The organism is Sporosarcina obsidiansis, assembly GCF_009651005.1.
GTDB lineage: Bacteria > Bacillota > Bacilli > Bacillales_A > Planococcaceae > Sporosarcina > Sporosarcina obsidiansis.
Map to the genome: position 1 here is coordinate 86,681 of NZ_WHVW01000001.1, position 16,486 is coordinate 103,166.

At 44.5% G+C, this 16,486-nt stretch carries 17 protein-coding genes; all 17 read left to right on the forward strand.

The window, feature by feature from the left end; translation table 11 throughout:
• Positions 1-75: 75 nt before the first annotated feature.
• The 17 genes from GD002_RS00415 (at position 76) to wecB (ending at position 16,440) form a co-directional block, all read left to right on the forward strand.
• Positions 76-1,353 carry a UDP-N-acetylglucosamine 1-carboxyvinyltransferase gene (locus GD002_RS00415; protein WP_153730350.1) on the forward strand — a complete coding sequence of 426 codons (1,278 nt, stop codon included), beginning with the start codon at positions 76-78 and terminating at the stop codon, positions 1,351-1,353.
• A 134-nt stretch (positions 1,354-1,487) separates the two neighbouring features.
• Positions 1,488-2,453: a class II fructose-bisphosphatase gene (gene glpX, locus GD002_RS00420; RefSeq protein WP_153730351.1), complete on the forward strand. Its 966-nt coding sequence runs from the start codon at positions 1,488-1,490 to the stop codon at positions 2,451-2,453.
• A gap of 158 nt (positions 2,454-2,611) precedes the next feature.
• On the forward strand, positions 2,612-3,895 hold the full coding sequence (gene rho, locus GD002_RS00425) for a transcription termination factor Rho (protein ID WP_153730352.1): 1,284 nt from the start codon (positions 2,612-2,614) through the stop codon (positions 3,893-3,895).
• Positions 3,896-4,312: 417 nt separating this feature from the next.
• On the forward strand, positions 4,313-4,528 hold the full coding sequence (gene rpmE / locus GD002_RS00430) for a 50S ribosomal protein L31 (protein ID WP_153730353.1): 216 nt from the start codon (positions 4,313-4,315) through the stop codon (positions 4,526-4,528).
• Positions 4,529-4,760: 232 nt separating this feature from the next.
• Positions 4,761-5,360, forward strand: coding sequence for a thymidine kinase (locus tag GD002_RS00435; RefSeq protein WP_153730354.1), 600 nt, complete (start codon positions 4,761-4,763; stop codon positions 5,358-5,360).
• Between the two features lie 98 nt (positions 5,361-5,458).
• A complete protein-coding gene (prfA, locus tag GD002_RS00440; RefSeq protein ID WP_153730355.1) occupies positions 5,459-6,535 on the forward strand; it encodes a peptide chain release factor 1 in 1,077 nt (358 codons plus the stop codon).
• A complete protein-coding gene (gene prmC, locus GD002_RS00445; protein ID WP_153730356.1) occupies positions 6,528-7,379 on the forward strand; it encodes a peptide chain release factor N(5)-glutamine methyltransferase in 852 nt (283 codons plus the stop codon). The genes prfA and prmC overlap by 8 nt, the downstream gene beginning before the upstream one ends.
• 47 nt (positions 7,380-7,426) lie before the next feature.
• Complete coding sequence (locus GD002_RS00450; protein ID WP_153730357.1) at positions 7,427-7,996, forward strand: stage II sporulation protein R; 570 nt, start codon at positions 7,427-7,429, stop codon at positions 7,994-7,996.
• A 60-nt stretch (positions 7,997-8,056) separates the two neighbouring features.
• On the forward strand, positions 8,057-9,088 hold the full coding sequence (locus GD002_RS00455) for an L-threonylcarbamoyladenylate synthase (protein WP_153730358.1): 1,032 nt from the start codon (positions 8,057-8,059) through the stop codon (positions 9,086-9,088).
• Between the two features lie 74 nt (positions 9,089-9,162).
• Complete coding sequence (locus GD002_RS00460; RefSeq protein ID WP_153730359.1) at positions 9,163-9,666, forward strand: manganese efflux pump MntP; 504 nt, start codon at positions 9,163-9,165, stop codon at positions 9,664-9,666.
• 56 nt (positions 9,667-9,722) lie between these two features.
• Positions 9,723-10,166 carry a low molecular weight protein arginine phosphatase gene (locus tag GD002_RS00465; RefSeq protein ID WP_153730360.1) on the forward strand — a complete coding sequence of 148 codons (444 nt, stop codon included), beginning with the start codon at positions 9,723-9,725 and terminating at the stop codon, positions 10,164-10,166.
• Positions 10,166-11,464 (forward strand): methyl-accepting chemotaxis protein, encoded by a 1,299-nt coding sequence (locus tag GD002_RS00470; RefSeq protein ID WP_153730361.1) that lies wholly within the window; start codon positions 10,166-10,168, stop codon positions 11,462-11,464. The genes GD002_RS00465 and GD002_RS00470 overlap by 1 nt, the downstream gene beginning before the upstream one ends.
• A 684-nt stretch (positions 11,465-12,148) precedes the next feature.
• The gene (gene rpiB, locus GD002_RS00475) at positions 12,149-12,589 is read left to right on the forward strand and encodes a ribose 5-phosphate isomerase B (RefSeq protein ID WP_153730362.1); all 441 of its coding nucleotides are present in this window, start codon (positions 12,149-12,151) and stop codon (positions 12,587-12,589) included.
• Between the two features lie 18 nt (positions 12,590-12,607).
• Positions 12,608-13,153 carry a TIGR01440 family protein gene (locus GD002_RS00480; protein WP_194841417.1) on the forward strand — a complete coding sequence of 182 codons (546 nt, stop codon included), beginning with the start codon at positions 12,608-12,610 and terminating at the stop codon, positions 13,151-13,153.
• 54 nt (positions 13,154-13,207) lie between these two features.
• The gene (gene glyA / locus GD002_RS00485) at positions 13,208-14,461 is read left to right on the forward strand and encodes a serine hydroxymethyltransferase (protein WP_153730363.1); all 1,254 of its coding nucleotides are present in this window, start codon (positions 13,208-13,210) and stop codon (positions 14,459-14,461) included.
• A gap of 221 nt (positions 14,462-14,682) precedes the next feature.
• Positions 14,683-15,312 (forward strand): uracil phosphoribosyltransferase, encoded by a 630-nt coding sequence (upp, locus tag GD002_RS00490; RefSeq protein WP_153730364.1) that lies wholly within the window; start codon positions 14,683-14,685, stop codon positions 15,310-15,312.
• 15 nt (positions 15,313-15,327) lie between these two features.
• Positions 15,328-16,440 (forward strand): non-hydrolyzing UDP-N-acetylglucosamine 2-epimerase, encoded by a 1,113-nt coding sequence (gene wecB, locus GD002_RS00495; protein WP_153730365.1) that lies wholly within the window; start codon positions 15,328-15,330, stop codon positions 16,438-16,440.
• Positions 16,441-16,486 lie beyond the last annotated feature (46 nt).

The following is a 16,486-nucleotide window of genomic DNA, read 5'->3' on the forward strand; positions in this document are numbered from 1 at the left end:
AAAAAACTATTTGCATTCATACCGCCACATATAAAAGTGGGGTAATCTGCTGAATTCAAATAAAAGGAGATCGAAATGGACGTTTACAAAATTAAAGGTGGAAAACGGCTACAAGGTACGGTACGGGTCAGCGGTGCGAAAAATAGCGCCGTCGCTCTCATTCCTGCTGCCATCTTAGCCGACTCATCTGTAACGATTGCAGGCCTTCCAGAGATTTCAGATGTTTTAACATTACAAACACTAGTTGAAGAGATTGGTGGAAAAGTACACATAGAAGATGGGAAGATGACAATCGACCCGTCAGAAGTAATATCCATGCCACTGCCGAATGGGAATGTAAAAAAACTTCGGGCATCCTGCTATATGATGGGTGCGCTACTTGGTAAATTCAAGCATGCAGTCATCGGATTGCCAGGAGGCTGTCACTTAGGACCTCGGCCAATCGACCAGCACATCAAAGGTTTTGAAGCACTAGGAGCAAAAGTGACTAATGAACATGGTGCCATTTATTTACGCGCAGATGAATTGCGCGGTGCCAAAATTTATCTAGATGTAGTCAGTGTGGGCGCCACGATTAATATTATGATGGCGGCTGTGTTGGCAAAGGGTAAAACGGTTATTGAAAACGCTGCGAAAGAGCCGGAAATCATTGATGTTGCAACGTTATTATCAAATATGGGCGCCAATATCAAAGGAGCCGGAACAAATGTGATTCGGATTGAAGGTGTGGAAAAACTTCACGGGACGAAACACACAATCATTCCCGACCGTATCGAAACCGGAACGTATATGATTATGGCAGCAGCAATTGGAGATGGCATTACGATCGACAACGTCATCCCATTGCATGTCGAGGCAGTCACTGCAAAGCTTCGTGAAATGGGCGTGAAAGTGGAAGTGGGAGAAGAGCAAATTTTCATTCCGAAAACGGAAAAGCTCCAAGCGGTAGATGTCAAAACACTTGTTTACCCAGGATTTCCCACAGATCTACAACAGCCGTTCTGCGTACTATCCACACAAGCGGAGGGATCTTCCATTTTGACCGATACGATCTACCCTGCTCGATTCAAGCAAATCGATGAGCTTCGTCGAATGAACGCAGATGGTCGGGTGGAAGGTCGCTCGGCCATCATTACGGGACCGACACCATTACAGGCCGCTACAGTCAGAGCTACAGATCTACGAGCAGGTGCCGCATTGTTAATTGCAGGGTTAATTGCGAGCGGAGAAACGGAAATTCAGGAAATCGAGCATATCGAACGTGGCTATAGTCGAATTATTTCAAAGCTACAAAAGCTAGGCGCGGATATTAGCAAAGTGGAAGGTTTGAAGACAGCTTCTATTTCAGAGTGACGCTAATTGTCAATTTCGTGTATAATAGACCACAACGACACATCCAGACATAATAGCACAATGGATGCGGACGTAGGCAAATGAGAGGTAAAACGCGACAAGCGCCTTACCGCAAACAGGAGGAAACAAACAGTATGGAACGTAGTTTATCGATGGAATTAGTGCGTGTTACAGAAGCGGCAGCCGTTGCAGCGGCTCGCTGGATGGGACGCGGTTTAAAGAATGAAGCGGATGATGCAGCAACAGAAGCTATGCGGACAGTATTCGACACGATCCCAATGGAAGGTATTGTCGTTATCGGTGAAGGAGAAATGGACGAAGCACCGATGCTTTATATTGGTGAAGAGCTAGGGACAGGACATGGACCGGCAGTGGATGTAGCGGTCGATCCTTTGGAAGGTACGAACATCGTTGCTTCAGGTGGCTGGAATGCACTGGCGGTACTCGCTGTTGCGGATAAAGGGAACCTATTGAACGCACCGGATATGTATATGGACAAAATTGCGGTAGGACCTGAAGCGGTAGGGAAAATTGATATTGACGCATCTGTTACAGAGAACTTGCATGCTGTAGCGAAAGCGAAAAATAAATCTGTTTCCGATCTAGTTGCTTCCGTTTTAAACCGGGAACGTCATAAAGATATCATTGAAGAAATCCGACAAGCTGGAGCACGTATCAAGTTGATCGAAGATGGCGACGTAGCAGGCGCATTGAACACAGCGTTCGATGATACAGGTGTCGATATTTTATTCGGTATGGGTGGTGCACCTGAAGGCGTCATCGCGGCAGTCGGTCTAAAATGCTTAGGTGGAGAAATCCAAGGGCGACTCGTTCCTTCGAATGATGAAGAAAGAGAACGTTGCATCAAAATGGGTATCGATGTTGACAAAGTATTGAAGATGGATGACTTGGTCAAAGGCGATGATTGTATTTTTGCGGCAACCGGCGTTACAGACGGCGAATTGCTGGGCGGTGTACAATTTAAAGGTACATATAGCCGAACGCATTCAATTGTTATGCGCTCCAAGTCAGGTACCATCCGCTTTGTAGAAGGTCGCCACAGCATGAAGAAAAAACCTCTTCTCGTTATGCAAGACTAACTCCCTCATTACCCGGTGTCACAACCGGGTTCTATTTCCTAAAACTATGAACAATCCATAATGTTAGCAAATCGAAAGGAAGTACGTAAGGTACCTTCCTTTCTCTTTCTGATGTCGAAATATTCATATAATCTAAATGAAGAGTGGTGTACGTGTAGATGACAATGATCACACTGGCAGACCTTGAAAATATGACGCTGAAGGAGCTCTATTCTCTCGCGAAGCAATTTAAAATTACGAACTATGGCAAGCTGACGAAAAAGGAACTCATCTTTGCCATCTTAAAGACCCGTGCAGAACAAGAAGGATTCTTTTTCATGGAAGGTGTCTTGGAAATTATCCAATCCGAGGGGTACGGCTTTTTACGTCCGATTAACTACTCACCGAGTTCTGAGGATATTTACATATCCGCCTCACAAATCCGGCGCTTTGATTTGCGTAACGGTGATAAAGTAACAGGGAAAGTTCGTCCGCCAAAAGAAAACGAAAGATACTATGGCTTGCTGCAAGTAGAAGCGGTCAATGGACAAAATCCTGAAGTGGCGCGTGAACGCGTTCATTTTCCAGCCCTAACTCCTCTCTATCCAGAGCGTCAAATCCAACTAGAAACGACTCAAAATCATATTTCCACACGCATCATGGACCTTGTATCACCTGTAGGGTTCGGCCAGCGTGGATTGATCGTCGCGCCTCCGAAAGCTGGAAAGACGATGCTACTGAAAGAAATCGCAAATGCTATTACGACAAATCATCCCGAAGCAGAGCTAATCGTCTTGCTAATTGACGAGCGTCCAGAGGAAGTCACAGATATTGAACGTTCTGTCAAAGCGGATGTCGTCAGCTCCACATTCGATGAAGTGCCGGAAAATCACGTAAAAGTGGCAGAGCTCGTGTTAGAACGAGCCATGCGTCTCGTTGAGCATAAACGGGATGTCATCATTTTAATGGACTCCATTACCCGACTAGCCCGTGCATTCAACTTAGTAATACCACCAAGTGGACGTACACTTTCGGGGGGGATTGACCCAGCGGCTTTTCACCGGCCGAAACGATTTTTCGGTGCTGCGCGTAACTTAGAAGAAGGCGGAAGCTTAACCATTTTAGCGACTGCACTCATCGAAACGGGTTCTCGTATGGATGAAGTCATCTATGAAGAGTTTAAAGGTACTGGCAACATGGAGCTTCACCTGGACCGAAGCCTAGCGGAACGCCGTATCTTCCCGGCGCTAGACATTCGCCGCTCTGGCACACGGAAAGAAGAACTTCTCATTCCTTCCGAAAAACTCGAAAAATTATGGGCCATCCGAAAAACATTCTCTGATGCGCCAGATTTTGCCGAACGCTTCTTAAGAAAACTTCGCCAATCCCCAAATAATGAAGAATTCTTTGAGAAACTGAACGAAGAAATGAAAGCTCATCGTAAAGGGAAAGGCTTGATCTAATGTTTTCAAGTGTGTGGTGGTTTGAACCGCGCCAAAGATATGTTAGACCGAGCCAAACACCGACCTAACCGAGCGAAAATCTAGCTGAACCGTGCCAATCTTCTGTCCAACCGAGCGAATCACCACCTGTAACGCTCCAAAGTCATTCCGAACCGAGCGAAACCCGTAACATATACAGTTTTAAAGTGTATGAGAAAATGATTTGCGTTCTGAAAAATCTTGATCAAACAGTTGCACCAGATGCGTAATTTTGCTATACTTTTCAAGTACGGTTTTTCGTACACTGCATATGCGGCTGACATATACGGGTCGTGTACGGCATCGCTCTTTACATTTGTTTTATTGGCAAACGGTCAGTAGAGCACCCTATAATTTATACTCTGTTCCAGATGGTTCAGGGCGAGAGGAGAGAGAACGATGAAAGCAGGAATTCATCCAGACTACAAACTTGCAAAAGTTATTTGCTCATGTGGCAATACATTCGAAACAGGTTCTGTAAAAGAGGAAATTCGAGTGGAAGTTTGCTCAGAATGCCACCCATTCTACACTGGACGCCAAAAGTTTGCTGCAGCGGACGGCCGTGTCGACCGTTTCAACAAAAAATATGGCATCAAGTCAGAAGACCAAGAGTAATCAAATGCCAAATACCCGTCAGGTGCAGTCGTGCCAGGCGGGTATTTTTATAATCATAGATCCAAAAGCGGAGCACGCTGGTTAGAGGCGGCAGACATTAAGGCTGGATCTGCCAAGAGAGAAGCGCTCATAGCATCCGAGCAAATGCTCATAGCACCCGCGCAAGCGCTCATAAACCAAAGCACGACCACGCTGAAAAGATACATAGCACGACATCGAAAGGAGATTGACCATGTACGTTTCAATGCAAGGCGGCTGGATGGAAGTCATCTGTGGTAGCATGTTTTCAGGTAAATCAGAGGAGCTCATTCGTCGAATTCGTCGGGCGGAATTTGCTAAACAAAAAATTGCGGTATTCAAGCCTGAAATCGATGATCGCTACAGCGAAGAAGCTGTTGTGAGCCACGACGGCACCTCAGTAATCGCGAATCCTATTTCCAAAGCCAATGAAATTCCACAACTCGTAACAGATGATTTCGATGTGGTCGCCATTGATGAAGCTCAATTTTTTGACGAAGAAATTCTTGAAGTTGCGATCAGTTTAGCAGATCGTGGTTTCCGTGTCATCATCGCGGGACTGGATCAAGATTTTCGAGGAGAGCCATTTGGACCGATGCCTCAATTAATGGCAGTTGCTGAACTGGTCACGAAACTTCAGGCTGTGTGCACCGTTTGTGGTTCTCCTTCGAGCCGAACCCAACGGTTAATTGATGGACAACCTGCTGGGTACGACGATCCTGTTATTCTCGTCGGTGCATCCGAAGCCTACGAACCACGCTGTCGTAAGCACCATGAAGTACCAACAGGTGTCCGTGTACAACATGCGAAATAAATAAACTCCACCGTCTATCCATATGCACAAAAGGATAGGCGGTTCTGCTATACGCTGGATAAACCAACAAACCATACTCAAGAAGAGGTGAAGCTATTATGTTCGATAGACTACAAGCGGTAGAAGATCGTTATGATCGACTCAATGAACTGCTGAGCGATCCTGAAATAGTCAATGACTTAGACAAATTGCGGACGTACTCAAAGGAGCAATCCGATTTACAGGAAACCGTTGAGGTATACCGTGAATATAAAGAGGTTCAGTCTCAATATAAGAACGCGAAAGAAATGCTAGATGAACCGTTAGATGACGAAATGAAAGAACTAGTCAAAATGGAAATTGATGAACTCGAAGATCGTATTGAACCGTTAGAAGAACAACTGAAACGCCTGCTTATACCAAAAGATCCGAACGACAATAAAAGTGTCATTATGGAAATTCGTGGCGCAGCCGGTGGTGATGAAGCAGCATTATTCGCTAGCAGTCTGTATCGCATGTACACTCGTTTTGCCGAAATGAACCATTGGAAAGTGGAAGTAATTGATTCATCTCCGACGGAATTGGGCGGTTTTAAGGAAATTATCTTCATGATCGATGGCAATGGTGCCTATTCCAAACTAAAATACGAAAACGGGGCACATCGAGTGCAACGAGTACCGGAAACGGAATCAGGCGGGCGTATCCATACGTCCACTGCCACGGTCGCTTGTTTACCTGAAGCGGAAGAAGTGGAAATTGAAATTCATGATAAAGATGTTCGCACCGATACATTTGCCTCATCTGGACCAGGCGGACAATCGGTTAACACAACGATGTCAGCCGTTCGTCTTACACATTTGCCAACAGGGATCACCGTGTCATGTCAAGATGAAAAGTCTCAAATTAAAAATAAAGAAAAAGCGATGAAAGTATTGCGTGCACGTGTCTATGATAAATTTATGCAAGAAGCACGAGCGGAGTACGATGAAAAACGCAAATCAGCTGTCGGTTCTGGCGATCGTTCCGAACGTATCCGGACGTATAACTTTCCGCAAAACCGTATAACAGACCACCGAATTGGTTTAACGATCCAAAAACTCGATCAGATTATCGAAGGCAAACTGGACGAGGTAATTGATGCGTTAATAATTGAAGAACAAGCACATCGACTGGAAAGCTTGGATCAAAATGACTGAAACGATCTTGGAATCCGTTCAACGTGCGGAGAAATTACTGTACGCACGAGGACTGGAAACAAAGACAGCAGAGTTAGCGATGCGAGCGGTGACGGGAAAAAGTCAAGCCACCTATCTTGCCAGTCTGCGTGAACAGTTATCGCACGAACTTTGCGAGCAATTTTGGGATCATATTAAGGAGCTTCTCACTGGAAAGCCGCTGCAATATATTCTTGGCGAAGAATCATTTTATGGCTATTCATTCGAAGTGAATGAACATGTTTTAATTCCGCGTCCTGAAACGGAGGAATTGGTGTATTATGCATTAGAACGGGCGAACCGACTGTTTGGGAATCGACCGATTCGGGTGGCGGATATCGGAACGGGAAGCGGAGCCATCGCGGTAGCGTTCAAAAAAGAACGTCCGTCGGCACTGGTAACCGCGACGGATTTCAGTGAAGAAGCATTACAGGTGGCTGAGCGTAACGCGCGACGCAATAAAGTGGAGATCACCTTTTTACAGGGGGATATGGAAGAACCACTCGTGCAAAACACATGGGATATCATTCTGTCTAATCCACCCTATATTGCAGAATTTGAAAAAACAGAGATGTCTGCGACTGTTTTTGAATACGAACCGTCCTCTGCTTTATTTGCAGAAGAAGAAGGACTGTATTTTTATCGTAGACTATCGGAACGTCTATCATCTATGATGAATCATCCATCGTTGATTGGCTTTGAAATTGGCTATCAGCAAGGGGAAACCGTCCAACGATTTCTCCAACAAGCCTTCCCAGAAGCAAAAGTAGACATCGTAAAAGATATCAATAAAAAAGATCGAATGATATTTTGTGAGATTCGATGAATAAAATCTCTTCCTGCGGGTCATGATAGATTGCAGGAGGGGATGACATGTTACAAGATTATCCGATCGCACAACAACCAACGAAAACTTCAAAACTAGTTGCCTTTATAGAATTTGTACTCGTATTACTGGCGATTCAAGGCGTACTATTATTATTCAGCCAAGAAGCACCGGCTAGCGAAGCAACACAGTTTCGTATTCTAGCAAACTCCAATGCGAATGTGGACCAGCAAGTAAAGCGAGAGATCCAAGAGAAAGTTGCGCCACTGCTTGAACGTGCGATCAATGAATCAACGAGTCAACAGCAATTAGATGACAAGCTTCAGTTGCTTGAACCGACCATTATTCAATTAGCAAGAGAGCAAGCAAAGGGGAAGCCTGTAACATTTGAACGTAGATCAGCATTGATTCCACCGAAGAGAGTGGGATTTGCTATTCAAAAACAAGATGTCTATGATGCCTATATTTTAAAAATAGGTAAAGGTCAGGGAGATAATTGGTGGTGTGCGCTATTTCCGAATGTTTGTTTTCCGGAAGAAGAAGCATCTGTCGTTGAAACAGAAGAAGAGCCCGTCAAATTCTTCATTTGGGAGTGGATAAAGTCGTGGTTCGCATAAAACTATTCACATTTTTTGTGGATAAATCCAATGAAATGTGTATAAAAAGGGGTTGAACAGATGGAAACGAAGATGAATTCGGTGGATAACCTCGTGGATAATGAAAAAACATATAAACAAGCTGTGGATATCCTTCGAGAAGGAGGACTTGTTGCGTTTCCGACTGAAACAGTTTACGGTCTTGGAGCCATCGCAACAGATGAGCGAGCTGTGCAGCGGATTTTTGAAGCAAAGGGACGACCTGCCGATAATCCGCTCATCGTACATATTGGGAAAAAGTCTGACGTGAAAGACTATGTGGAAAAGATACCTGAAGTAGCCGAACAATTAATAGAAGCGTTCTGGCCTGGTCCTCTGACATTAGTGATGGAGAAAAAACCTGGAATTATTGCGGATACCGTGACAGCAGGTATGGATACGGTAGCGATACGTATGCCGGATCATCCAGTAGCTTTACAGTTATTAAAGAAACTTGAACTTCCATTAGCGGCACCGAGTGCGAATCGAAGCGGAAAACCGAGCCCTACGGAAGCGGAACATGTCTATCATGATTTATTTGGAAGAATTCCGCTAATTTTGGATGGGGGCGCAACGGGAATTGGAGTCGAATCAACTGTGCTAGATGTGACCGTCACACCGCCAGTTATTTTGCGCCCAGGCGGAATCGTCAAAGAACAACTGGAAGCATTAATCGGACCTGTCCATCTGGCGGCAAAACCGGAAGAAAAGACCGAGACACCTCGGGCACCGGGCATGAAATACACCCATTACGCACCGGAAGCACCTTTATTCGTCATTGAACCAGACGCTTCTATTCTTGAGCATGCAGTGGACAGCATTCATCAGCAAGGAAAACGAGTGGCGATTATCGGTCCTGATGAATTACAAACGATAAAAGCGGATTGGTATTTTACAACAGGTGCGATCCATAGCCATGAAGCAATGGCTGCCAACTTATACAAAGCGATCCGTCAATGTGATACTACTGAAGCTGATATCATTCTAGCAATCGAAACGGATCTTACAGGTATCGGAGCAGCCGTCATGAATCGACTGGATAAAGCCTCCGACGGCAAGCGGTATTCAGAATGAAATAAAAGACACGAATAGCCTCCTAAAGTAGACGCATAAGATAGATAGATGCGAACTGTAAGGGGGCTTACTCATTGATAGAAATAATAGCGGCAATTGTCACCACGATCGATATCATCATTGTCTATACAGTTCTTCAACTACGGCGAGGTAGATTCATGATTGCTTTATGGACCACCGTATTAAATATTCTATTGCCGTTAGTCGGTTTCTATATGGGAGAATGGACCATCCACTACTTTGCGGAATGGGGCAATGCACTTTCGGGTGTGATGTTAGGTTTGATCGGGGTACATATTTTACTGGATGATGCAGATCAACCGTCCATGATCGACAAGATCTCTCCATTTTTCTTGGCGTTACTCGTCAGTATCGACGCTTTCACTGTCAGTGTGACGTTTGGCATGATGCAGCTGAATAAATGGCTGTTCATTTTTGCATCAGGTCTCTTTGCTTTCATCTTCTCTATCGTAGCGCTTTTATCTACAGGTCGTATTCCACTAATAAACGGAACGTATATTAGACGTCTGACTGGAATTGTTTTCATTATTATAGGTGTAATGTCCTTTATAATTTAGTGTTTAGTGTTTCTTTTTTCTTATAAATCCGGTATTCTGTATAGTAGGTGAGGAAAATGAACATATATTTTATTTGTACAGGCAACACATGTAGAAGTCCGTTGGCAGAAGCTTTATTGAACAATGAAAATTTGCCGGGTGTGATGGCGAAATCTGCTGGCATTCACGCGATGGATGGACTGCCCATCTCCGAGAATTCCGCGCAACTGTTAACGGAAGCAGAAATTCCATACAACAAACTTTCGAATGAACTCAAAGAATCCGAAATGCATTGGGCTGATCTCGTTTTGACGATGACAGCCGGCCACCGAGATATTTTACACAACAGGTTTCCTGAAATGAAAGAAAAGATTTTTACATTAAAGGAATTTGCAGGTGTGTCGGGTGGGGGAGATGTCCATGATCCGTATGGTGGGGATTTGGCGACATACCGCACGACATTCGCGGAGCTTACGGAACTCATTCAATTCGTAATACGAAAGCTCTCGGAGGGAAAATAATGACAAAAATTAGAACCAGAAAAGTAGGGCTACGAAAAAAGTTTGTCTATTTTATCGTAATTCTTGCAATCATAACGTATTCAACGAGCGCGGTTTTCATTAATTGGGTACAGCCGACGTTCTTCCCGAATGTGCAGCCTTTCGTATTCCAACTAATTACGTATGCGATGGGTATCATGTGGTCAGGAATATTGGCAGCGCTATTCAGCGTTATTTTGACAAAACCTTTGCAACGTTTAGAAACAGCAGCTATGAAAGTGGCGGATGGGAAAATTGGTTCTGATATTAAATTATCGAACTCGTCTGATGAAATTCATTCGGTAGCCAAAGCATTTCAGCAAGTTGTTTTGAACTTGCGAAGCATCATCGAACAAATTGAATCTAACTTCCAAACCACTGTTCAATCGGTTGACGCCTTAACAAAAGAAACGAGTGTGGCATCCGGACAATCGGACGCAATCGCTCGTACCATCGGAGAAATCTCCAACGGTGCAGAAACTACAGCTTCCGCGATTCAAGAAACGGTCAATGCAATAGAAGACGTTCGGCAACTGGCTATGGAAGTAAACAGCCGCGCAGGACAATCATCGGAGTATTCCAAAGCAATGTTGCAGGAGCTTCATACGACAACAGAAGTCTTTCAATCGGTGTTAGCGGGCATTCATCAAATGACGAAGCAGAGCGAGCATTCATTGGAAACTATTCAAGTCTTAGATGAAAATGCACATAAAATTGGAGAAATCGTAGAACTGGTCGGCAATATAGCGGGGCAAACAAACTTATTAGCACTCAATGCATCGATCGAAGCAGCGCGTGCTGGAGAACATGGTAAAGGATTTGCCGTTGTAGCTGAAGAAGTGCGTAATTTGGCAGATGAAAGTGCTAACGCTGTCCAAATGATTTCTACACTCGTACAAAGTATTCAAGCGGACGTCAAGAAAGTCGTTTCAGAGATGAAACAACAAGTTGACACAGCCTCTACAGAAGCAGAGCGTGCGACGAAAACGAATGAAAATGTAGAATCCATGACCGCAACAATTCATACGATGGCAGCCTCGGTTGTTGAAATTAGTGACATCGTCGGTCGCCAAATGCAAAAAATTGAATTAACAGCCAAACAATCAATGGAAGTCGCATCGATTGCTGAAGCCACATCGGCAGGCGCCGAAGAAGTACGCGCCGCTACAGAGGAACAAGTTGCTTCCATCGAGCAGACCGATGCCAAGGCACTCGAATTAAAAGCTCAATCCGAAGAACTCTACAAAGTGATACGCAAATTCGATCGGTCGGTTGACTAATTAAGAACGAACACCATATTCTTCTGGTGTTCGTTTCAGCTTGTAGACAAACACAAAAAATCTAAAAAAACGGCTCACAATCTTTAATTTTCAATAGGATTAGCATGCTAACGTTGTTCTATAATAAAAACTTAACACTCGCTTCTGTTTTATAAGCTGAAGAGAAACGAACTACTTAAAAAATCAATGAATTACGCTAGTTGATCGTAGTGGAGGGTGGCGACTCCGGGAGGATCAGCGTGTGTCTTGAGACCCTGGACTGAGCAAAGCGAGGGAAGCGGCTCAAGCCACGCCCTCCGGAACGCGTCCACCTGGAACGTAGATCAACGGTACCCTGCCCACTTCCTTTCTTTTGTCTACAGTCTGGAACGAACACCATATTCTTCTGGTGTTCGTTTTTTTATTCGAATAAATTAAATAGGACTTTTTAGAACCGCGCCAAACTCGCATCGAACCGCTCCGATCCCCCAAAAAAGCTGAAAGCAATTCAAATTAACGATGACAATCGGAAAAAATAAACAAAAACGTACGTTTATGACCTATTATCTGCTTAACATTCGTATTTTAAACAATTCTCTTCACTTTAAAAATGAAAATTTCAAAAAGAGTGCAGTAAAACCGATGATTTTTTTATCTAACAGTGGTAGAATAAGCGATAAGTAAAAATAGAAATGAGGGTGCGCAGTGAAAATTGCAATTTCTTCAGACCACGGAGGCAACAACCTTCGAAAAGAGATCATCAATTTATTGACTGAACTCGAAATAGAATACGTCGACTATGGACCAGATTCCGATGCATCTGTCGACTATCCAGATTACGCTGTTCCTGTAGCGAATGATGTAGTCGCAGGAAAAGCAGACCGCGGAATTTTAATTTGTGGAACAGGCATCGGGATGTCTATTGCAGCAAATAAAGTAAAGGGCATCCGCTGTGCACTCGTTCATGACGTATTCAGTGCAAAAGCAACGCGGGAACATAATGACTCTAATATTCTTGCAATGGGCGAGCGGGTCATCGGACCAGGACTCGCGCGCGAAATTGTCAGCACATGGCTGGGAACTGAATTCGAAGGCGGTCGACATGGGCGTCGTATTGATAAAATGATGGAATTAGAAAAGCAGTAAAGAAAGAAGGTGGAACATGTGGATGCCATCGCGTTATGGAAATTACAGCTCGAGCAAGCATTAACCGAATTTGCGGAACAAGCACCACCTGTGGCAGATACGATTTTCGTCGTCGGCTGTTCCACATCTGAAGTGGCAGGTGCTCGGATCGGTACGAACGGGGCACTGGAAATTGGTGAAACATTATTCGCGCCACTTCAGGCATTTGCGGACAAGCACCGGATTCATTTGGCGTTCCAAGGTTGCGAGCATATTAATCGCGCTGTAACGATTGAAAGAAAGACGGCTCTACAATTTCAATTAGAGCCGGTTTCAGTAGTGCCGGTCGTAAAGGCAGGCGGTTCTATGTCTGCTTATGCGTATCAACAATTGAAAGACCCGGTAGTAGTAGAGTCGGTACGGGCAAACGCCGGTATCGATATTGGTCAAACTTTGATTGGCATGCAATTAAAGCCGGTCGTTGTGCCAATTCGAACTTCCATCAAGCAAGTAGGCGAAGCCATCATCACGCTAGCCACGACACGTCCCAAATTGATTGGCGGAAGTCGTGCGCAATACGAGTGATCAGTGTACAATACTAGATAGTATAGAAATCATCAGAAAAAGGGGATAGGAATAATGGACTTAAGCAATGTACAACGTGAAGACTCAGCAATTTTCGAAGCAATTATGGCGGAAAAGGGTCGTCAAAATTCCAACATCGAATTAATTGCTTCAGAAAACTTTGTTACACAAGCAGTAATGGAAGCACAAGGATCGTATTTGACGAATAAATATGCAGAAGGTTATCCAGGACGCCGTTATTATGGTGGCTGTGAACATGTGGATGTAGTAGAGGATATCGCACGCGACCGCCTGAAAGAATTATTTGGTGCAGCTTATGCTAACGTACAGCCTCACTCAGGTGCACAAGCGAATATGGCAGTCTACTTCACAGCGCTAGAGCCAGGCGACACGGTTCTAGGAATGAACTTATCTCATGGCGGTCACTTAACACACGGATCACCAGTCAATTTCTCTGGTATTCTATATAACTTCGTAGAATATGGTGTGACAAAAGAAGACGAAAAAATCGACTATGAAGATGTTCGTCAAAAGGCACTTGAGCATAAACCGAAAATGATCGTAGCGGGCGCGAGCGCATATCCACGTGAAATCGACTTCGCGAAGTTCCGTGAAATCGCTGATGAAGTCGGTGCGTATTTGATGGTCGATATGGCGCATATCGCAGGACTCGTTGCAGTTGGTGAGCATCCAAATCCAGTGCCTCACGCACATTTCGTTACGTCTACGACACATAAAACATTGCGTGGACCACGTGGTGGTTTGATTTTATTAAATGAAGAGTTCGCTGAAGAATTCGGCCGTAAAATCGACAAAACGGTATTCCCTGGTGTTCAAGGTGGTCCGTTGATGCACGTCATCGCTGCGAAAGCTGTTGCATTCAAAGAAGCTTTAGAGCCTGAATTCAAGACATATATCCAACAAGTGAAGAAGAACGCTAAAGCATTGGCTGAGCAACTGAACGCTGAAGGAATCGACGTAGTTTCAGGTGGCACGGACAATCACTTAGTTCTCGTGAAGTTGAATTCACTTGGCATCACAGGAAAAGTAGCAGAACACGTTTTAGATGAAGTGGGTATTACAGTCAATAAAAACACTATACCATTCGATACAGAAGGACCATTTGTCACGTCTGGTATCCGAATCGGTACGCCTGCTGTCACAACTCGTGGATTCAAAGAAGAAGATATGCAAGAAGTGGGTCGCATCATTGCGAACCTATTGAAAAATCACGAAGACGAAGCTGCGAAAGCAGAAGCTCGCAAAGCAGTCACAGCTCTGACAGATCAACATCCTTTATACGCATAATTAGGTGGCGCCTGACTATTTGTCGGGCGCTTTTTTGCAGGGTATGGCCAACGAGTAAGAGAGTTTATAAGAGGTTTCTTGTTTTTGATCGCTTGTCGCTTTTTTAGTAGCGCACGCAATCTAACCTGTCGACACGATCCGAATAAAACATCTAACTTCCCTGCGTCTATCGCATGAATTCTGTTATAATGTACAAGATATTCCGAAAAGGAGCGAAACCAATGGCAAAAGTACATGTATTTGATCATCCATTAATTCAACACAAACTGACGTATATAAGAAAGGTTGACACGGGAACGAAAGAATTCCGCGAACTAGTGAACGAATTAGCGACACTAATGGCTTTCGAAATCACACGAGACCTTCCGACGAAAGAAATTACGATTCAAACTCCTGTCTGCGAAGCAACTTCGCATGTGTTAGCAGGTAAAAAATTAGGAATTGTTCCAATCTTACGTGCAGGAATCGGGATGGTGGACGGCATCATCAAATTAATTCCGGCAGCAAAAGTAGGGCACGTCGGATTATTCCGCGATCCGGAAACGTTAAAACCAGTTGAATATTATGTAAAATTGCCTTCTGACGTATCCGAACGTGAATTCATCGTAGTGGATCCGATGCTTGCGACAGGCGGAACTGCAGTCGAAGCCATCAATTCAATGAAAAAGCGTGGCGCAGTCAACATCAAATTCATGTGTCTTGTTGCTGCACCTGAAGGCGTGGAAGTGTTGACAGAAGCGCACCCTGATGTAGATGTCTATATCGCAGCGCTAGATGAAAAATTGAATGAAGCAGGGTATATTGTGCCTGGACTCGGTGACGCAGGTGACCGTTTATTTGGCACGAAATAATGGAGGGACCATTCATTGACTAAAAAATGGAAAGTGATGACGATTTTCGGTACGCGACCGGAAGCTATCAAAATGGCACCGCTCGTATTGGAACTGGAGAAGCATCCCGATCAAATCGAGTCAATCGTTACAGTCACTGCACAGCACCGCCAAATGCTTGATCAGGTGCTAGAAACTTTCAAAATCAAGCCAGATTTTGATTTGAACATCATGAAAGATCGACAGACACTCATTGATGTAGCGACACGAGGACTCGAAGGACTCGATAAAATCATGAAAGAAGCTAAGCCGGACATTGTGCTCGTTCATGGTGATACTGCCACAACATTCATTGGCAGTTTGGCTGCGTTTTATAATCAAATTGCGGTAGGTCACGTCGAAGCAGGTTTACGGACATGGAATAAATATTCACCGTATCCTGAAGAAATGAACCGCCAATTAACAGGTGTCATCGCAGATTTACACTTTGCACCCACCGAAAAGTCAGCACAAAACTTGCTGAATGAAGGCAAAAATGAAGAACGCATTTACATCACAGGTAACACTGCGATTGACGCGCTCCAGACGACGGTGAACCCTGATTATCACCATCCGATTTTCGATCAGCTGGGGGACGACCGTTTAATCCTGCTGACAGCTCATCGTCGGGAAAACCTTGGAGAACCGATGCGCAATATGTTCCGTGCGATCAATCGATTACTCGCTAAATACGAAGACATACAAGTCATCTACCCTGTGCATATGAATCCAGCTGTACGTGAAGTGGCGGATGAACTGCTTGGCGACAACGACCGAGTACATTTAATTGAGCCGCTAGAAGTTCTTGATTTCCACAATTTCGCAGCACGTTCGCATATCATTCTCACAGACTCCGGTGGCATCCAAGAAGAAGCACCATCCCTTGGAAAACCCGTCATCGTCTTGCGTGACACAACCGAGCGTCCAGAAGGTATCGAAGCCGGAACATTAAAGCTAGCTGGAACAGACGAACAAACCATTTTCGAATTAACCGACATGTTGTTATCTGACAGCGCGGAATATGAAAAAATGGCTAAAGCTCACAATCCATACGGTGACGGCCATGCCTCCGAGCGCATCGTCGAATCACTATTGAAATACTTATCTTGATTATAAGAACACACACCAGCAGGGATTCATTCCTTGCTGGTTTTTT

Bases quoted from the DNA above. Each gene is read 5' to 3' on its own strand.
- glpX (WP_153730351.1), top strand. From the start codon at position 1,488: ATGGAACGTAGTTTATCGATGGAATTAGTGCGTGTTACAGAAGCGGCA.
- prmC (WP_153730356.1), top strand. From the start codon at position 6,528: ATGACTGAAACGATCTTGGAATCCGTTCAACGTGCGGAGAAATTACTG.
- prfA (WP_153730355.1), top strand. From the start codon at position 5,459: ATGTTCGATAGACTACAAGCGGTAGAAGATCGTTATGATCGACTCAAT.
- rho (WP_153730352.1), top strand. From the start codon at position 2,612: ATGACAATGATCACACTGGCAGACCTTGAAAATATGACGCTGAAGGAG.
- upp (WP_153730364.1), top strand. From the start codon at position 14,683: ATGGCAAAAGTACATGTATTTGATCATCCATTAATTCAACACAAACTG.
- rpmE (WP_153730353.1), top strand. From the start codon at position 4,313: ATGAAAGCAGGAATTCATCCAGACTACAAACTTGCAAAAGTTATTTGC.
- glyA (WP_153730363.1), top strand. From the start codon at position 13,208: ATGGACTTAAGCAATGTACAACGTGAAGACTCAGCAATTTTCGAAGCA.
- GD002_RS00470 (WP_153730361.1), top strand. From the start codon at position 10,166: ATGACAAAAATTAGAACCAGAAAAGTAGGGCTACGAAAAAAGTTTGTC.
- GD002_RS00465 (WP_153730360.1), top strand. From the start codon at position 9,723: ATGAACATATATTTTATTTGTACAGGCAACACATGTAGAAGTCCGTTG.
- GD002_RS00415 (WP_153730350.1), top strand. From the start codon at position 76: ATGGACGTTTACAAAATTAAAGGTGGAAAACGGCTACAAGGTACGGTA.
- GD002_RS00450 (WP_153730357.1), top strand. From the start codon at position 7,427: ATGTTACAAGATTATCCGATCGCACAACAACCAACGAAAACTTCAAAA.
- GD002_RS00435 (WP_153730354.1), top strand. From the start codon at position 4,761: ATGTACGTTTCAATGCAAGGCGGCTGGATGGAAGTCATCTGTGGTAGC.
- GD002_RS00455 (WP_153730358.1), top strand. From the start codon at position 8,057: ATGGAAACGAAGATGAATTCGGTGGATAACCTCGTGGATAATGAAAAA.